Annotated in this window: 16 protein-coding genes and 1 riboswitch; of the genes, 4 read left to right on the plus strand and 12 right to left on the minus strand. The window is 40.6% G+C overall.

Translation table 11 applies throughout. The features are described from left to right. Positions 1-42 precede the first annotated feature (42 nt). Complete coding sequence (locus tag ACZ5L8_RS03715) at positions 43-864, plus strand: N-formylglutamate amidohydrolase (RefSeq protein ID WP_464439858.1); 822 nt, start codon at positions 43-45, stop codon at positions 862-864. Here the strand turns inward: ACZ5L8_RS03715 and ACZ5L8_RS03720 are convergent, their stop codons facing one another. The 4 genes from ACZ5L8_RS03720 to ACZ5L8_RS03735 are packed head-to-tail and all read right to left on the minus strand — an operon-like array spanning position 865 to position 6717. After that, entirely contained in the window at positions 865-1428 is a 564-nt protein-coding gene (locus ACZ5L8_RS03720; RefSeq protein WP_464439860.1) for a YdeI/OmpD-associated family protein, read from the minus strand. A gap of 15 nt (positions 1429-1443) precedes the next feature. Next, positions 1444-3069 (minus strand): M1 family metallopeptidase, encoded by a 1626-nt coding sequence (locus ACZ5L8_RS03725; RefSeq protein WP_464439862.1) that lies wholly within the window; start codon positions 3067-3069, stop codon positions 1444-1446. 57 nt (positions 3070-3126) lie between these two features. Further along, a complete protein-coding gene (locus ACZ5L8_RS03730; RefSeq protein WP_464439864.1) occupies positions 3127-4485 on the minus strand; it encodes a M28 family peptidase in 1359 nt (452 codons plus the stop codon). A gap of 18 nt (positions 4486-4503) precedes the next feature. Continuing rightward, a complete protein-coding gene (locus tag ACZ5L8_RS03735; RefSeq protein ID WP_464439866.1) occupies positions 4504-6717 on the minus strand; it encodes a bifunctional alpha,alpha-trehalose-phosphate synthase (UDP-forming)/trehalose-phosphatase in 2214 nt (737 codons plus the stop codon). A 96-nt stretch (positions 6718-6813) separates the two neighbouring features. Here ACZ5L8_RS03735 and ACZ5L8_RS03740 point away from each other — a divergent pair, with 96 nt between their 5' ends. Beyond that, positions 6814-8622, plus strand: coding sequence for a glycoside hydrolase family 15 protein (locus ACZ5L8_RS03740; protein ID WP_464439868.1), 1809 nt, complete (start codon positions 6814-6816; stop codon positions 8620-8622). 5 nt (positions 8623-8627) lie between these two features. Here the strand turns inward: ACZ5L8_RS03740 and ACZ5L8_RS03745 are convergent, their stop codons facing one another. After that, a complete protein-coding gene (locus tag ACZ5L8_RS03745; protein WP_464439870.1) occupies positions 8628-9737 on the minus strand; it encodes a mechanosensitive ion channel family protein in 1110 nt (369 codons plus the stop codon). Between the two features lie 157 nt (positions 9738-9894). Continuing rightward, positions 9895-10002: riboswitch (TPP riboswitch) on the plus strand. A 48-nt stretch (positions 10003-10050) separates the two neighbouring features. Between ACZ5L8_RS03745 and pnuC the strand changes: the two genes are divergently transcribed. Both pnuC and ACZ5L8_RS03755 read left to right on the plus strand, forming a co-directional pair. Next, positions 10051-10656 carry a nicotinamide riboside transporter PnuC gene (gene pnuC, locus ACZ5L8_RS03750; protein ID WP_464439872.1) on the plus strand — a complete coding sequence of 202 codons (606 nt, stop codon included), beginning with the start codon at positions 10051-10053 and terminating at the stop codon, positions 10654-10656. Further along, positions 10637-11662, plus strand: coding sequence for an acyl-CoA dehydrogenase family protein (locus tag ACZ5L8_RS03755; RefSeq protein ID WP_464439873.1), 1026 nt, complete (start codon positions 10637-10639; stop codon positions 11660-11662). Before pnuC ends, ACZ5L8_RS03755 begins: the two co-directional genes overlap by 20 nt. 3 nt (positions 11663-11665) lie before the next feature. Here the strand turns inward: ACZ5L8_RS03755 and ACZ5L8_RS03760 are convergent, their stop codons facing one another. From ACZ5L8_RS03760 to ACZ5L8_RS03790, 7 genes are all read right to left on the minus strand, one after another. Then, positions 11666-12415 carry a CBM9 family sugar-binding protein gene (locus ACZ5L8_RS03760; protein WP_464439875.1) on the minus strand — a complete coding sequence of 250 codons (750 nt, stop codon included), beginning with the start codon at positions 12413-12415 and terminating at the stop codon, positions 11666-11668. Further along, on the minus strand, positions 12412-13587 hold the full coding sequence (locus ACZ5L8_RS03765; RefSeq protein WP_464439876.1) for an MFS transporter: 1176 nt from the start codon (positions 13585-13587) through the stop codon (positions 12412-12414). Before ACZ5L8_RS03765 ends, ACZ5L8_RS03760 begins: the two co-directional genes overlap by 4 nt. After that, entirely contained in the window at positions 13584-14435 is an 852-nt protein-coding gene (locus ACZ5L8_RS03770) for a TolB family protein (RefSeq protein WP_464439878.1), read from the minus strand. Before ACZ5L8_RS03770 ends, ACZ5L8_RS03765 begins: the two co-directional genes overlap by 4 nt. A gap of 110 nt (positions 14436-14545) precedes the next feature. Further along, entirely contained in the window at positions 14546-16357 is a 1812-nt protein-coding gene (locus ACZ5L8_RS03775; protein ID WP_464439879.1) for an acyl-CoA dehydrogenase family protein, read from the minus strand. A 36-nt stretch (positions 16358-16393) separates the two neighbouring features. Continuing rightward, on the minus strand, positions 16394-16756 hold the full coding sequence (locus ACZ5L8_RS03780; RefSeq protein ID WP_464439881.1) for a four helix bundle protein: 363 nt from the start codon (positions 16754-16756) through the stop codon (positions 16394-16396). 34 nt (positions 16757-16790) lie between these two features. After that, a complete protein-coding gene (locus tag ACZ5L8_RS03785; RefSeq protein ID WP_464439883.1) occupies positions 16791-17978 on the minus strand; it encodes an acetyl-CoA C-acyltransferase in 1188 nt (395 codons plus the stop codon). 42 nt (positions 17979-18020) lie between these two features. Next, positions 18021-18374, minus strand: coding sequence for a four helix bundle protein (locus ACZ5L8_RS03790; RefSeq protein ID WP_464439885.1), 354 nt, complete (start codon positions 18372-18374; stop codon positions 18021-18023). Between the last annotated feature and the right edge of the window lie 15 nt (positions 18375-18389).

Below are 18389 nucleotides of genomic sequence, written 5' to 3' on the forward strand. Positions count from 1 at the left end.
CATAGAACGGTTCATTTTTTCTTTACACTCTAAACCATCACCATGCTACGATTATCTATTCAAGAAATGATCGCTAAGATCAATGATGCTGAGCCTTTTCACGCTGTTGCAGAAGATTATTCCTTTACCTTAAAGATCGAAGAATATGCGCCCATGGTTTGTGGTGCTGTGCATGATGGTCATCAGTTTCGCAAAGAGCTTTGGGAGAATTGCCTGCATACAGAATACGAACGCTGGTATGAGGAAGATCCTTGCACAAAGTATTTCGTGGAAACGCAACCCATAGTAATTGCCGGTCGTGATAGCCGTTTTGAATATGATCTTAACCGTGCGCCAGACAATGCGATTTATGAAGATGCCTGGGGTAAGAAACTTTGGCGAAAGCCACTAGAAGAAACTGAGAAGGCAAAGAGTTTAGCGAAGCATGAGGCGTTTTATGAGGTGGTTTATGCGTTGACCTCAAAGCTAGAAGCGTTGCATGATAAAGTGATCGTTTATGATATGCATTCTTACAACTGGAAGCGATGGGATAGGGAAGTGCCGGTGGTGAATCTGGGAACTTCAAATATTGATAATGCCCGTTTTGACGCTTTCGCGGAAAGTTGGTGTGAGACCTTGGCCGACATCAAATTACCTCATGGTATAAAAACCACAGCAGCCATTAACGACACCTTTCAAGGGAATGGTTATTTCCTGAAATTCATAACGAACAATAGTAAAAACACACTTGTTCTCGCTACAGAATTTTCTAAGATATATTGTGATGAGCTTACGGGGGTGATCTTTCCTGAAGTTGTGGAAGCGATCAAAGTACAGTTAGTAGAAAAACTACCAGCGCATGCCGCTTCTTTTTTGAATAGCTAATTAACTTCTAGACTTTTCATTTGCCTCACAGAGTCTTACGATCTCTGCAATTCTAGCTTGTCGGGTTGATTCACGCTTTGCTTGATTAAGCCAGTATAAATAACTCTTGCGGTAGCCCCGGGCAAAGTTCTCGTAGTTTGTAAACGCTGTAGGATTTGAGTTAAATGCTTCTTGCAGATCTTGTGGTATCACTCCATTTTCTACATCGTCAAGTTCTGACCAAGAGCCATTTTCTTTTGCTATAGCAATGCTTTTATGACCACTATCGTGCATTAGATCTGCGGCGATAAGTTCTTCAATATGCTGTTTGTTTACTTTGCTCCAGACGCTTTTTGGTTTACGAGGGCAGAAGTATTGCTTGCGTTTTTCATCGTCTATCTTACGCACGGTACTGTCTATCCACCCGTAACAAATGGCTACACGCACGGCTTCTTCCCAGCGCATGCTTTCTTGTTCGCTTTCTACTTTGTAAAAAACTAGATCAACGCCAGTACTGGTATTGTGATTTTCATGCAACCACTCACGCCATTCTTTGTCGTTCTTAAAATAGAGAAGTGGTCGCATGAATTTTATCAGATTTTATTTCGCTTCAGCGTAGATATAGAAGTCTCTATCTACTTTAAAGTCATTGATCGCAGCGTCAAAGTTTTTTGTCTTCCAGTCTGCAGATGGGTAGATCCACTCGGTTTTACCATTTGCTTCAACTTGAATAGGCATATCAAAGTTTTTCACAACATCTACGTATCTAAACTTTAGATCTTTTCCGTCCACCTTATACTCTAGCTTAGGGATCATGGTAGTTCTTAGGTATTGATCCCAGAACTCGGTAAGATCGATCCCGCTTTGCTTGCTGATGTAATTTTCAACCTGCTCAGAAGTCACAGTTTGATGATAGAATTCCTTACCCAAACCACGTAAAATGGAACGCCATTTCTCATCATCTTCGATAAGTTGGCGTAGCGTATGCAAGATATTCGCACCTTTAAAATACATATCGCCGCTACCTTCATGGCGCACGTTGTATGTACCAATTATCGGTCTATCATTACGAATATTAGGGCGCATGCCAGTTACATAGTCAGAAGCAGCTTCTTTACCCCAGTAATAATCTACAAACAGATTTTCAGCATAGGTAGTGAAACCCTCCTGTATCCACATATCTGCCACATCATAGTCTGTGATATTGTTAGCAAACCACTCGTGCGCGCTCTCATGAATGATGATATAATCCCACTTTTCGCCCCATCCAGAACCACTTAAGTCGCGGCCTAGATAACCGTTCATAAATTTGTTTCCGTAGGTTACACTACTTTGATGTTCCATCCCAAGATATGGCACTTGTACTAACTTGTAGCTGTCTTCATACCATGGGTACGGGCCTAGCCAGTATTCTAATGCCTTAAGCATTTTTGGCGCGTCTTTAAATTGCTTTTTGGCTTTCGCCAAATCTTCTCTCAACACCCAGAAATCAGTATCCAATTCACCCTTTTCACCGGCGTAAGTTTCATGCCAATGCTTATAATCACCAATATTGATATTAACCCCGTAGTTATTGATCGGATTAACGACCTTCCAATGATATGTGGTCTTTCCATTCGCTTTAAGCGAATCTACTAAGCGACCATTACCTACGGCCACAAGTCCCGCAGGAACCGTTGCATGAAGATCTAAACTATCAACCTCGTCATACGGGTGATCTTTGTTAGGCCACCATATAGAAGCGCCTATTCCTTGATTTGCATTTGCGGCAAAAACTTTACCGTTGTTATCCTTTTGCCACGTCCAGCCACCATCCCACGGCGGATTTCTCGCAATACGAGGTTTACCTTTAAAAGTGAGTTTTACTTGTTTTACATCTCCTTTTTTCTGTTTCGCTTTAAGCGAAATAAAATGCGCTAGACCTTCTTTCTTGATCTCAAGCGTCTTACCGTCTTGAGTCGCAGATACAAGTTCCATAGGCTTTTGCAGATCGATCTGCATCACCTGAAATGGCTTCAAAACTTTGTAAGTAACCGTGTTTGTACCTTCTAGAGATTGTGTCTCTGGATTAACCGAAACCTTGAGGTCATAATGACTTAGATCCCACCACGCGCGCTCTGGAGTTATCGTTCCACGCAAAGTGTCCATATGCGTGAATTTCTTAGATTCTTGAGCAGAAAGAACGGCCGTAAAAAGAACGGCCGCTAGTATAAATAATTTTTGCATTGATCGATGTATTTGGTTAGCAATATACAAATGCCATACCGAAAAAAATAAATGTTCTTATCGCAAGATACCATTAGGGAAAACCACAAGGCTCTCGTGCCCATCAGCTCCCACAGCAGCTACACCAAAGTAGAAATTGTCAACCACAATGCCTTCTAAAGTAAATGCATTGATATTGCCCACATAACGACTGTTGTCCCAAGTTGGCGAAGTAGTATCTCTCCAGTAGATCTTATATCCTACGGCACCATCTACTTTGCTCCATTCCATTTTTGCAGCTGGAGCTACAGCACCGCCTAATTTTACAGTTTCTGGAGCTGGTGGAGCCCAAGCGATGCTTGCAAGATTTATAGCGTTTACAGCCGTCAGTTTTGCAGCATAATCAAAGTTTACATGTTTTACACGATCGCCATATTCAATACCATCTTCTGTGCGCAGATCTTGATGTTGCTGTGTGTAATTCTCATGCGCTTCCATGATACGAACACCTGCAGCGCCTATGTCGTTAAACGGACGGTGATGACCACCACGGCCAAAACGGTCTAGACGATAGATCATCATAGGGTTCATCTCTGGCATGTATTGCTTTGTGTTTTTATAGATATAGCGAGCAAGCTGTCGCGAAATGCCATCAACTTCACCACCATAAAAACGGCGCATTCTTCTTTGTTGTTCTGTCTCAGTAGGAGGAACAGGCTCAGAAAAGATCCTGAAATCACGATTGCTTATTACACCATCAACACCTTTGATGTTTCCTATCATGTCATTGTTCATGATACCAACGATATTCCAGCCTTTTTCTTTAGCATATTCTGCAAGACCAGCACCGCCATATAAACCTTGCTCTTCACCAGAAAGACCTACGTAAATAATACTGTTCTCAAACTTGTATTTTGAAAGTACACGAGCCGCCTCGATAGTTCCGGCCATACCGCTGGCATTATCATTCGCACCAGGAGAATCATCTGTATAGTTGTTGGAATCACTCACACGCGAATCAATATCACCGCTCATGATGATAAAGTTATTGGGGTACTTTGTTCCTTTTTGAACGGCTACCACATTATTGATCCAAACATCCTTAACGATGCGCGAACCTTCACCTTTTTCAATAAAGTTCTTTTGATAAAATACATTTAAGCAGTTCCCGCAGTCAGAAGAAACTTTGTCAAACTCGCTCTTGATCCAGCGGCGAGCAGCACCTATTCCACGCGTGTTAGAAACGGTGTCGCTTAGCGTATGACGCGTCCCAAAACCGGCAAGTGTTCTAATATCTTGCTCTATTCTTTCGGCAGAAATAGCATCTATTATGTCATAAAATCTTGAATCTGTTGCAGGTGGTGCAGTCTGCTGCGCTTTCGCGGAAGCGATAAACAAAATACCTACGACAGTAAATAGCGTAAAAAATCTAGTCATTTAATGGAATTTTAGGGGTTAGTTAGCGTCTAGAAACGCCTGAAGCAATTTACGCACACTTTCGGTATCATCAACATAATATTTAGCTGAGGTTTGCTGGATGCCCACTTTTACTGTGTATGAGTCGTCTGGTAGTTCTTCAAACATAAACTCATCTGTCCAGTCATCACCTATTGAAAATATGAAGGTGTAATCTTCTTTAAAGATCTCTTTTGTAACTGCTTTACCCTTGTTAATTCCGCTGTTTTTAATTTCTAGTACTTTATTGCCGTCTAGAACGCCCAGTTCATGATTGCTGGTAAGTTCTTTAAGCGTGGTGCTTAATTCGTTAGCACGGATCTCTCCCAATTCTGGATCGGCGTTGCGGTAATGCCAAGCCAAAGAATAGTTCTTTTCTTCTATAAAAGTACCTGGCGTGCGGTCTACATACGTCTCAAGCACAGGGCGAATAAGCGGCATCCAGTCTTTCTTTACATTTTCGGTCACTTCCCAGTTTTTGCCTACTTCACGCTTCCATACACCATGTTCTGCAATGAGTGTGATTGGCACGTTTTGCCACCAAGTTCCTAGTGTGTTTCTATCACGACCACTGATGATAACAACTTCAGTGTTTTCTTGTTGTTGAAGTTTATCTACCAACTCTAGTAGTTCTTCATCTGGTTTTGCGTCTTCTGGATTTTTAACGAAGCCACGCAGCGTGCCGTCATAATCTAAGAATAAGATACGGTGGTCACTTTCGGCGTAAGCCTTAAACATCTCACTTTGTCTATTCTCGTTAAGTTTTAAAGCCTTCACGTGATCTGATTTTTCTTTTGTTTCTTCTAGTCCAGACATAAAGTCGCGCGCCCATTTTTCTACGTTGTAACGCTTTAAACGCTTTTGAAGTAATGTGTTTCTTTTGATCTGTTCTTCCTCGGGCATTTCTATCGCTTGTTTAAGCGTATCTGCGATCTGCTCAAAGTTGTTAGGGTTGATCAGTAGTGCTTCGTTCATTTCTTGCGCAGCACCAGTCATTTCGCTAAGGATAAGCACTCCTTTTTGATCTGTGCGGGTTGCGATGTATTCTTTTGCAACCAAGTTCATACCATCGCGTATAGGCGTTAACAAGGCGACATCGCAAGAAGTATAGAGATCTATCAGGTTGTCAAACGGCATAGAGCGGTAGAAATACCAGATAGGCGTCCAACTTACAGTAGAGAATTTACCGTTAATACGCCCCACGAGTTCGTCAACTTCCTTTTTCAATAATTGATATTGCGGTACATTACTTCGTGAAGGAACGGCAAGCATAACGAGGCGTACCTTTTCTTTAAATTCAGGATACTTCTCTAAGAAATATTCATAGGCTCTTATACGGTTTGCGATACCCTTTGTATAATCAAGACGGTCTATTGACAGTATCATTTTGGCATTAGCCGTAGCATCAAGATGCATGTCTAATCTGCGCTGTAACTCAGATTTATCATTAAGGGATTTTTTATTATGTTCTAGTGCTGCGTTTTCAAACTTGCTGTAATCTATACCCATAGGATATGAGTTTACAGTTACAAGCCTGTCTTTATAAGTAATAGAGTTAAAACTTACATCCAGACGAAGAATACGACTCACAGAACTCAAGAAGTGACGCTCATAATCATAAGTATGAAAGCCTATAAGATCTGCGCCTAATAAACCTTTTAATATTGCTTCTCTGGTAGGCAATGTTCTAAACACCTCATAAGACGGGAACGGGATATGTAGAAAGAAACCAATAGAAACATCAGGTCTTTCTTTCTTGATAAGTGCAGGAAGTAGCATTAATTGATAATCGTGTACCCATACTGTGTCATCATCTTCAAGATGATCCAGAACTACTTCAGCATATTTCTCATTAACCTCCTTATAGCTTTGCCAACTGTCTTTTTCAAACTCAGTAAACTCCATAAAGTAATGATACAGCGGCCAGATCGTGCGATTGCTAAAGCCGTAGTAAAATCCTTCGATGTCTTTTTCTGTAAGGCTTACAGGTATACATTGCTCATGTATTGTAGCCTCATTTACATCGTCCACAAGATCAGATGGGATTTCCTCTTCGGTAAGTCCCGTCCAGCCTATCCAGAGGCCGTTACTGTCTTTATGTACGGACTTCATCCCTGTGGCGAGACCGCCTACACTAGGAGTAGCATGTACTTCTTTGTTTTCTATTTTTAATTGGAGTGGTAATCTGTTTGAAACGATTATCGTCTTTGCCATAGAATGGTTAAAACTTTTAAGGTTGATTATATATGTTTTAAATTTCGGAAATAAAGGTCTGACGAACCCCCGATTTTACAATAACTTTAAGATTTAATGGATAATTTAGATTACGGCATTGTGAGCAATTGCCTAAGCTCAGCATTAATTTCAAAATATGGTTTTATAGATTGGTGTTGTTTGCCCACGTTTGATTCTCCTTCGGTTTTCGCCAAATTACTTGACGAAGAAAAAGGCGGGACAATGGGTTTTGTAGTTGGCGACGATTACAGAATAACACAAGAATATATATGGAATACAAACATTTTAAAAACCCATTATACTAATGGGGAAGATGCTTTTGAAGTGTTTGATTTCATGCCCAGATATGAAAAGCGTGGAGGCTCTTTTTACGCTCCGCCAGATATTATCCGTTTTATAAGGCATATCAAAGGCAAACCTACCTTTAAGGTTATCTACGATCCTAAACTTGAATATGCCCGTCAAGAAACTGTAAATACAGATAAAGGCGAGTATATAGAGAGCGTTACTAAAGGCGACAAGTTTGACTCTATCTATTTTTATAGCGATATAAACTATCAAGACATTCTTCAGCAAAACGAGGTTACCATACAGAGTAATCATTTTGTTGTGATCTCATATCATGAGAAGCTTATGCCACAAACGCTAGATAGAACCTATCTTAAATATCAGCGTACAAAGGTTTATTGGATGAACTGGGCAGAGATCACCACAAAGTATCCCATGTATCAAGAGCAAATAATGAGAAGCGCGCTTACGCTAAAAGCACTCACGTATGAGAAAAGCGGAGCGGTTTTGGCGGCAGCCACAACATCATTACCCGAAACGATAGGAGAAGTAAGAAACTGGGATTATAGATTTTGCTGGGTGCGAGATGCATCAATGGTAATTAGAGTGATCTCTGGATTGGGGCACGTAAAATCTGCCCGAAGCTTCTTAAAATTCATAATAAACATCATACCATACAAGGATGAAAAAATGCAGATCATGTATGGTATTAATGGTGAAAAGATACTCACGGAAGAAACATTAGATCACTTTGATGGATACAAAGGTTCTAAACCTGTAAGAATAGGAAATGCCGCTTATGTGCAAAAGCAAAATGACATCTACGGTATTCTTATGGAGGTTATTTATCAGCAGTTTGTACAGTTTGAAACCACTTTAGAGAATAGCGAGCAACTATGGAGCATCGTTAAGGGAATCGTTGATATTGTAGAAAATCACTGGCACGAACCAGATAAAGGTATCTGGGAACTAAGAACAGAGGATAAACACTTCACATTCTCTAAACTTTTATGCTGGGTTGCTGTAGACCGCGCGATAAAAATAGGTGATGTTCTAGGCAGAAGTCACTGCGTAGAAGAATGGAAATCGCTTAGATCAGAGATTTATAACGAGATCTATGAGAAATCCTGGAACGAGAAAATGCAGGCATATACACAATCTTACGGTTCTGATGATATGGACGCTTCTATATTATTAATGGAGCAATACGGATTCATTAAAGCTGATGATCCGCGTTATGTATCTACCGTGAATGTTACTGAACAGGAACTTTGTAATGACGGCTTATTATACCGTTATAAAAATCATGATGACTTTGGGAAGCCAAGTTCGTCTTTTACTATTTGCACCTTTTGGTTTATTGAGAGTTTGTACAAAATAGGAGAGAAGGAGAAGGCTAAAGAGTATTTTGATAGACTGCTTTCTTACAGTAATCACTTAGGATTATTCAGTGAAGACATTGACTTTAAAACAAAACGACTGCTGGGTAACTTCCCGCAAGCATATAGTCATCTTGCGTTAATAGAGACAGCTACCGTTCTTGCAAGCGGAGATAAAGACAATATAAAAGATATGTTTAAGCCTATTATTTATTAATAGGCTTATTCGTCTTTTTCAAGCAGTTTGCTTTCTTCAGGACCTTTAGATTCTGTTTTTTCTAGCGGAGTATCATCTACTGCTAGCATTTCTACACGTGTGCGAGGCAAGCTTGCAGGATAGTTTTTCTGAATGTAAGAGATCAATTTTTCTCGTACTAAAACTCTAAGATCCCAAGCGGTGGGAGAATCTTTTGCGCTCATTAATGCCCGACTTTCCACGGTTTCTGCAGTTGCGCTGGTAACTTGTAGTACGTTCACCTCACCATCCCAGAGATCTGTGTTTTGAAGAATTCGAGAAAGTTCTTTTCGCAGGGCATCAAAAGGCACGTTATAATCTGTGTAGATAAAAACAGTTCCGAGAATGTCTGAAGAATTACGAGTCCAGTTTTGAAAAGGTTGCTCTATAAAATAGGGCGTGGGCAAAACAAGTCTGCGTTTATCCCAAATTTTCACAACCACGTAGGTAAGGTTTATTTCTTCTATTCGGCCCCATTCTCCTTCCACCACGACTACATCGTCTATACGAATAGGTTGCGTGATCGCGATCTGTATTCCCGCGAGCAATGTTCCTAATGCTTTTTGTGCTGCAAAACCTATTATTATCCCGGCGATTCCGGCAGAGGTAAGCATGCTAACACCTATGCTTCTAATGTTATCAAAGCTCATTAATGTAACCCCAATGGCAAGAGTTATCAGGATAAAAACTACTACATTTTCTAGTACATTAAATTGTGTGTAAACCTTCCGTGCAGAAAAATTATCATCTGTATTGATATCATAATTCTGTAAAATGAGACTTTTTCCCACTTTCAGGGCTATGATGAGAATCCACGTGACGGCAAAAATTATCATCACGGTGCTAATTTTCGCGACAGCATAAGTATCTACAATATCTTCTAGAGCCTCAATATTCTTTGCGTATTTGAGGAACAACGCGATGATCAAAACCCCAAATGGATACTTGATCCTGTGTGCGATATTTGAGGGTAGAACATTCTTAGGGTTTTTGCCCAGTTTGCTTAACGCGAAAAAAGTGATCACATAAAGTACCACGGCAACGACAAGTCCTATGAGAAGAAATTTTACCGTTTGAGAATCTAGAATTTGCTGCATAGTTTGAGACTTTGCTTTAAAACTAAATGTATTTTCACCGCCAAAAGGTTAAGAGAATTCAAAACTTTTTGGCGCTCAGCCTACTACATCGTTGTCAATTGTTAAATTGAAAATTATCCTTCTCATCAGAGCATTTTACAAACTAAAACCTAGCTTTGTAAAACAAATGGGGTGCTCGCCGCGGCGGGCTGAGATGATACCCATGAGCACACGCTCGGGACCTGATCCAGCTAATACTGGCGTAGGGATTTTAAGTTGGTTTTACAGCCGTAAAATCGCTGTCATCTCCTCATTTCATTGAAAAATAAAAACAATGATAGAGGAACTTCTCAAACAATTAACTTGGTTACAAGCCATAGGCACCGCACTAGGAATTGTGCAGGTTGTGCTTGCACGAAAAAACAACATCAACAATTACCTTTTTGGTATCGCGGCTATTTTGCTCAGTATCTGGGTGCTGTATCAAAGCCAACTGTACGCTGACATTCTACTCAACATGTATTACCTCGTGATGAGTATTTACGGCTACTTTTTCTGGAAATTTGGAGGAGAAAAAGCCGAAGCTCCCATCACATATTCAGACCGCACAGATTTGCTCAAAGCCAGCGGAATCGTCATCGGTTGCTTCATCCTCATGTGTTACTGGCTCGTCAACCACACAGACAGCGACGTGCCGTATTGGGACTCAGTCGTAAGCGCATTTGCCTGGGCAGGAATGTGGCTCATGGCCAAAAGAAAGATGGAAAACTGGATTTTCCTCAACATCAGCAACATCATTTCCATCCCGCTCATGTTCTACAAAGACCTCCACATCTACGGCGCAATGAGCATTTTCCTATTCATCATGGGATGCAGCGGCTACTTAAAATGGAGAAAGATCATCAAAACCGAACAGCAAAATGAATACGCAACAGCTTAGAGATATTATCGCTTCCCTGCCTGCCGGCAGGCACGGCGCGAAAATTTTCCCGACAGAAGTTCTTGAGTGGATTGAAAGTCAGAATCTGTGGAATATCTGGGTTCCAGAAGCCTTCGGCGGCCTTGAATGTTCTTTTACTGAAGGGTTACAGCAACTTCAAAAACTTGCCAAAATTGATGGGACATTAGGCTGGACGGTAACTTTATGCAGCGGAGCTAATTTTTTCATCGGTAATCTCACGCCCGAAACTGCAGAGAAAATGTTTCAAAAAGGGCGGCAAACCATTTTAGGCGGTAGCGGCGGACTATTTGGTACCGCAGAAATAACAGAAAAAGGCTATATCCTCAACGGCACTTGGAAATATGCGACAGGAGCAAATTATCTCACGCATTTTACACTCAACGCTCAAATCACAGAAAACGCAGAAAAACTTACAAATCCAGATGGTTCACCTAAGTTTTTATCCTTTGTGATTCCTGCGGAAAATGTTGAGATAATTGAAGATTGGGACACCATTGGCATGCAGGCCAGCGTGACACATTCATTTAAAATTGAGAATGTTGAGGTTAATGAGGATTTAAGTTTTGTGTACAATGAGTTTCATTTACCACAGGATATTTTTAAAATCCATTTTTCCCTTTTTGCTGACTTAACGCTGTGGGTTAATTATCTAGGTATGGCGCAACATTTTGTTGAAGAAGCTGAGCAAATTGGCAAAACAGATGAAGCCACAGATTTAAAAGATTTTTGTGCTAAAACAGAGAGAGATGTTTTTGGTTTAGCCAAAAAAATAGAATCTCAAGTCAGTGTTAATCCAGAGTTTACTGAAGATTTCATTAAAGAAGTTCATCAATTAGCTTCTGTAAATGTGAAAGAAATGTCTCAGAAAATCATTGAACTTTACCCATTATTAGGTGTGAAAGCGAGTACAAATGGAGAGCAATTAAATGTGATTTTTCGGGATTATTTTACTGCAACGCAGCATCACATCTTTTCAAGAAAATAGAAGTTATTCTACAAGAAAAAGCGTTCCAAAAACACCAGCGTCAATCCATCCGCGGTTTTTGTCTTTGCCCTTAATTTCAAGAGAGCCGATGAAATTTTCGCGCTCAGTGCTGCCGTCATTATCACAATACGCGATTGCAAATCCCATCTTCTTGTCCGGTTTTAAATCGGTTGCGAGATAGGGTTCACAAGGATTAAAATCTTTGTCAAAAATAGTGATACGAGCTTCCCAGATCGTAGTGTTTCCCGTGGTTTTGCGCTGGGAGAAAACATGATTATTAAAGAGTTGCGCATTGCCGTTTTCAGCGGTGTCAACTACATTTCCGTCAAGCGCTACATGATACGCAAATGCCGAATAATTGTACTGATGGTCGCCGCCGCTGTTGTCTTCATCCACAAAAATTTCCAGACAATCATCATCCCAAAATCGCTCTAGCGGATTCTCATGCGCGTCATATAATTTATCATCTGTGATTTCGGCAAGAACGTAGAGCGCATCTGGCGTCCAGGTCAATTTGAATCTGCCAGAAAAATCATCTTCTTTATACTTTTTTCCTAGCCAGCGTTGGTCTATGGGATACCAAGTTTTGTCTTGCCAAGTTGGGTCATCCGCAATCCCGTCAACATCTGGAGCGATGTTCGCCATCTTTATTTCACGAAGTTGCTGGTCTGCTTTAACGACAAATTCAGGCTGCTTTTCGCCACAAGCGAAAACAAGAAATACAAGAAAGAGAAAATAGATTTTTTTGGTCATCGAGACCTAAGTTTTAGCAGATTGATGAGCCCAAATATAGGCCCTAGCCCAAGAACGTCAAAGAAGTATTGCGGCTCGATAAAATCACTTAGCCATGTCACAACTTGAATGCTCGCAATGGTAATCGCATAACCTATACAATTTGTGATGGTTAGCGCTGTCCCTCGTAATTCTGGCGCGGTGGATTGAGCGACAAGCGTTGATAATTGCGGACTATCCATCACCACGGCAAATCCCCAAATAAGTAAAATGATAAAGATTAGGCTTACTTGCCAAGCCGCAGGCATGGGGCCAAAGGTGAACAAAAGCGGCGATACAAAACAGCAAATCCCAGAAAGAATAAGTGCAAGACTAGCAACCCATTTACTACCTTTTTTCATGCTGATAAATCCGCCGATAAAGCAAGAAATACAACCAATCCCGATTATTGCAAAACACCACAGTGGTAAATCAAATTGCAGATTCGTTTTCGCTTTAAGCGAAATTAAAAACAATGGTAACAATCCCCAGAAGGTGTACAATTCCCACATATGCCCGAAGTAACCGAAGGCGGCTTTTCTAAAGTTTTTTTGTTTGAAGATTTTTGGCAACAGCCCAAAATCCAGTTTGCTTTGTTTTTTTCTAAACGGCCCGTCAGGGACAAAAATGAGAATTAAAATTCCGCCGAGAATTGCCAGCGTTGAGGTTGTGAGCACTATGATTTTGGGGTCATAGCTTATGTCGCCCAGTTGGATTGCGTAGGGCAGGGCAGTGCCCAGTACCAGTGCGCCGACGAGTAAACCTAGCGTAAGGCCAAGACCTTTTTCAAAATAATCTGAGGCGATTTTCATGCCTACAGGATAAATTCCTGCTAAGAAAAAACCGGTGATCAATCGGGTGCTTATGAGCAAATCTACGTGGAGATTTGGGATGATGAGTAGCGCGTTTGCTAAGGCAGCAAAAACCGCCGAAAAGAAGAAAACCTTGCTAGGAGAAAACCTATCTGCAATGGCCAGAAATGCGTAAATCAACGTCCCGAGTATAAACCCTATTTGCACGGCGCTCAATGCTTGAGAAACTACATCAGGATTGTCTTGCGCCCCCGGCAATTGCGGAATCACAATGTTTCCTACAAACCACAGCGAAGTGCCAAAAAACTGCGCAAGAACGATAAAAAGGACAATTTTTTTCACTGCTTTTCAGCTACAATGGCAATTTTTTTCTTATTTGAAGAAACAGCAATTCTTGTGATTGTATCAAGTTTCAAATTACTCAAATCTGCAATTTGCTTCCATTCTGTAATTCCCATAAGGTCATACATAAACAATCCAGAACGGCTTCCCAGAATCATTCTATCTCGGTCAATCCACGCATAATCCTGAATCCCGATAGGAAGTTCACAAACATAATAACTTTCAAGGCTGTCCATTTCTAGGAGGTAAACATCCATATTTCCATCTTCGTTAATCAGCGTATAACTCATAGATTCTGTGCCGGGAACTTTGTGCAAAGAACGGCCTATGCCAGAGATAATCGTATCATTTCTTTTCGCCGAAAGGTCATTAAAAATAAGGTCTAGCGTACCACTATTTAATACAGCGCTTATCATTTTTTCATTATCATAAAACGCACTGTAACCAATCACTTGATTAGGAACCAGCACTTCGCTCTTGCCGTTTTCATCAACCTTATAAAGCAATTGAAGCCCAGTCGTATCAAGCCTTACGGCAGAAATCTCATTAGTCTCAGGGATGCGTTGAGGAGAATATTCGCCGCCCTCTGCTGTGTTTGTTATCCAAGTTTTCTTACCAGATTTAATGTCATAACTCGCGACATCGTTTTGACCATCATGATTACTTGAGAAGAGAATAGTCTCGTCATCATAAAAAGACGGCTGATTATCATAACCATCGTTCATCGAGATGTTTTTGCCATTTGCGACACTTACGGTATTGCCATCGATATTAAGGTCAAGAAGATAGACTTCGTTGTTTTGGCTTAAAGCCAAAAAAGGAAAAAGCAAAAAGAGCAGGTTTTTCATAGCTGTGAAATTATGAAAAATTAGGGTCAAAATCCGTACCGAGATTGAAGCAAAAAAAAGCCCGACGTTTTAAAGCGCCGGACTTCTTCAATAACTAACCAACCAAAATTTTAAAACGGATAGGTATTTTCTTCCGTTACTTTTTCTGCGATTGTGTTGCGCAAAGCAACCACGTTAGGCATATTTTGATATTTTGTGAAACGCTTAAGTCCCATCAACATCATGCGTTGCTCATCGCCCTCAGCTGCTGATACGATTGCTTCTTTCGCTTTAAGCGAAATTTTATCAACCGCATTATATAGGTAAAGCTGAGACATTGCGATTTGCTCTTTTTGAGCGTCTGCGCCTGAACGTTTTACGTTTTTCTCAGTACGTAGAATCGCACTTTCAGCCATGTAAATCTCAATCAAGATATCTGAAGCAGCCATCAACAATTGCTGATGTTCTTCAAGCTCAGTTCCATATTTTTGAACGGCATAACCAGCCACCATCAAGAAAACTTTTTTAAGCTTTGCCACCATCGCTTTTTCTTCGCTAAGCGTCTCGCTATAATCTGGCGTGTCAAATGATGGAATACCCGTTAATTCTTCCTGTACCGCCTGCGCCGGATTCAATAAATCAACATGACCTTTAAAAGCTTTTTTCACGAGCATTCCCACTGCAAGCATACGGTTGATTTCGTTTGTACCTTCATAGATTCGAGAGATACGCGCATCACGCCACGCAGCTTCCATCGGGGTATCTGCGCTAAAGCCCATCCCACCGAAAATCTGGATACCTTCATCAGAGCAATTCTGGATATCTTCTGAAACCGCAACTTTAAGAATAGAGCACTCAATGGCATATTCTTCAACACCTTTGAGCTCAGCTTCAGAGTGTGAGTTTCCTTCGCTTAAGCGAATATTAATCCTGTCCTCAATATTTTTTGCAGCGCGATATGAAGCACTTTCGCCGGCATAGGCAGAAGTCGCCATTTCGGCAAGTTTTTGCTTGATAGCACCAAATTTTGCAATCGGAGTTTTAAACTGCACACGCTCATTAGCATATTTAACCGAACCGTCAATCACACGACGTTGTGCGTCAAGACAAGCCGCAGCCAATTTAATTCGGCCTACGTTTAAAGCATTCATGGCGATTTTAAAACCATTGCCACGCTCAGACAACATATTCTCAACAGGAACTTTAGTTTCGTTAAAGAAAACCTGACGCGTAGAAGAGGAGTGAATACCTAGTTTGTGCTCTTCTTCACCAAAGGAAATTCCGTTGTCTTTGTCATTCTCAACGATAAATCCGGTGATGTTCTTATCATCTTCAATACGAGCAAAAACGATAAAAAGATTAGCAAAACCAGCATTAGAAATCCACATTTTTTGTCCGCTGATGCTGTAATATTTACCATCGTCAGATAGTACAGCCTTAGTTTTACCGCTATTTGCATCAGAACCTGCTCCAGGCTCAGTTAAGCAATAAGCACCAAACCATTCGCCAGTAGCGAGCTTAGGAACATATTTTTTCTTTTGCTCCTCAGTTCCATATAACGTGATTGGCATCGTACCAATCCCGGTATGCGCACCAAAAGCGGTTGCGATAGAACCCGTTGCTCCAGAGATATAATCGCAAACGAGCATTGTAGAGACAAAGCCCATTCCCAGACCGTCATACTCTTCTGGCACTGCAACTCCAAGGAATCCCAGCTCACCAGCCTTTCGCATGATTTCTTCAGTAAGAGCGTAATCTTTCTTTTCAAATTTTGGCTTATTAGGCCAGATTTCTCGGTCAACAAATTCCTTAACCGATTCTTTCATCATTATTTGCTCCTCGCTAAAATCTTCAGGAGTAAATACATCCTCACACGGAGTTTCTTTTACTAAGAACTGCCCTCCGCGAAGGATATTTTTTTTTGTTTCTTCAGTTACTTCCATAGTTTTCTTTTGACTTATGATGGTAGGACGTAGGATTTAAGATTGTTTTAAACTCTCAATAAACCTTGTAATCATACCTTGTAATTTCTGTATTAATATTTCTAATTCTTCAAATCTAAGGTCCTTAATATAGCCAACTTCATGGGCTATGATCAATTGCGTTTCTACTTCAAAGGCTGAACCTAATGCCGTTTCTAAATATTGTATAAAATGTTTATCACTTCCTTTTGCAGTTCCTTCCGCAATGTTTGAAGGAATTGAAACAACAGCTCTTTGTATTTGACTGGATAAAGCATAAGTTTCAGACTTTGGGAAATTTTCTGTTATTGCATATATTTCTTTAGAAAGCTCAAGACTTTCTTTCCATATATTCAATCTTCTAAAATTATGCCTAGCCATTAGTCCAAAGTCTTATGTCATCTAGTCTTTAATCTTAATTTAAGAACTCGTATATCCCCGCTGCACCTTGACCTGTACCTACGCACATGGTTACCATACCGTATTTGCCATTCATGTCACGCTTACTCATTTCGTCAAACAATTGCACTGATAATTTAGCTCCTGTACAGCCCAGTGGGTGGCCTAATGCAATCGCGCCGCCATTTACGTTAACAATATTTGGGTCTAACCCTAGTTCTCGTATCACTGCAAGTGATTGTGAAGCAAAGGCTTCATTAAGCTCTATTAATTCAATTTGGTCTTGTTTTAATCCGGCTTGCGCCAAAGCTTTAGGAATTGCAGCTACTGGACCAATTCCCATAATTCTAGGCTCAACGCCCATAGCGGCAAAATTTACTAAGCGAGCAATGGGTTCAAGATTTAGTTCTTTTACCATTTCTTCACTCATAACCATTACAAAAGCAGCACCATCACTCATTTGAGAAGAGTTACCCGCAGTTACACTTCCGCCATCAGCGAAAACAGGACGAAGTCTACCAAGAACTTCTAAGCTCGTATCCGCACGCGGACCTTCATCTTGCTTAACAGTGTACGTATCTGTTACTTTTTTACCATTTTTCACATGGGTATATTCTACATCGATGGGCACGATTTGGTCTTGAAACCTATTTTCAGCTTGTGCTTTCAATGCTTTTTGATGTGAGTTGTATGCAAATTCATCTTGGTCTTCACGACTCACATTAAATTCATTTGCAACGGCTTCAGCGGTTAGTCCCATTCCCCAATAGTAATCTTCATGACCTTCTTTGGCCAGTTTATAATCGGGTACAGGTTTGTATCCGCCCATGGGTATGTAGCTCATCGACTCGGCACCACCTGCGATAATACAATCGGCCATACCGGCTTGTATTTTGGCGGAAGCCATAGCGATAGTTTCTATACCAGATGCGCAATAGCGGTTAACGGTCACCCCTGGAACATCCTTAATTTCAAGTCCCATAAGTGAGATTAGACGGGCCATATTAAGCCCTTGCTCAGCCTCTGGCATGGCGTTACCAACCATGACGTCGTCGATGCGTTTTTTGTCTAGTTCTGGCAGTTTGTCCATCATGAATTTAATGGTCTCAGCGGCGAGTTCGTCAGGTCTCTTAAACCGGAACAATCCGCGGGGTGCTTTACCCACTGCCGTTCTATATGCTTTAACTATATATGCTGTTTTCATTCTGAAGATTTTAGATTTTAGATTTTAGATATGAGATTGGCATCATTTTCTAAATCTCTGCATCAGTGAATAATTCATTTTTTGTATTTCGGTTAATTCTTCTAAAAGTGGATTTATTTTATTCTGTTTGACTAAATCAAGACGATAAGCAAGAACAAGTTGTGTGAAAAGTTCATTTGCAGAACCATTAGCAATACCCAAGAAATAATTGAATTCTTTATCACTATTTCTCCCAGCACCCTCTGCTATATTTGAGGCAATACTCACTGAACTTCTTCTTATTTGACTTGTTAATCCATACTTTTCTTCAGGGGGAAACTCAGTTGAAATTTGATAAACTTTCTCAGCGATTTCAATCGCTTTTTGCCAAATTTTTAATTCCTGAAAATTGTGCATGTTTTTGATTATCTA

This window comes from Leeuwenhoekiella obamensis, from assembly GCF_055391795.1.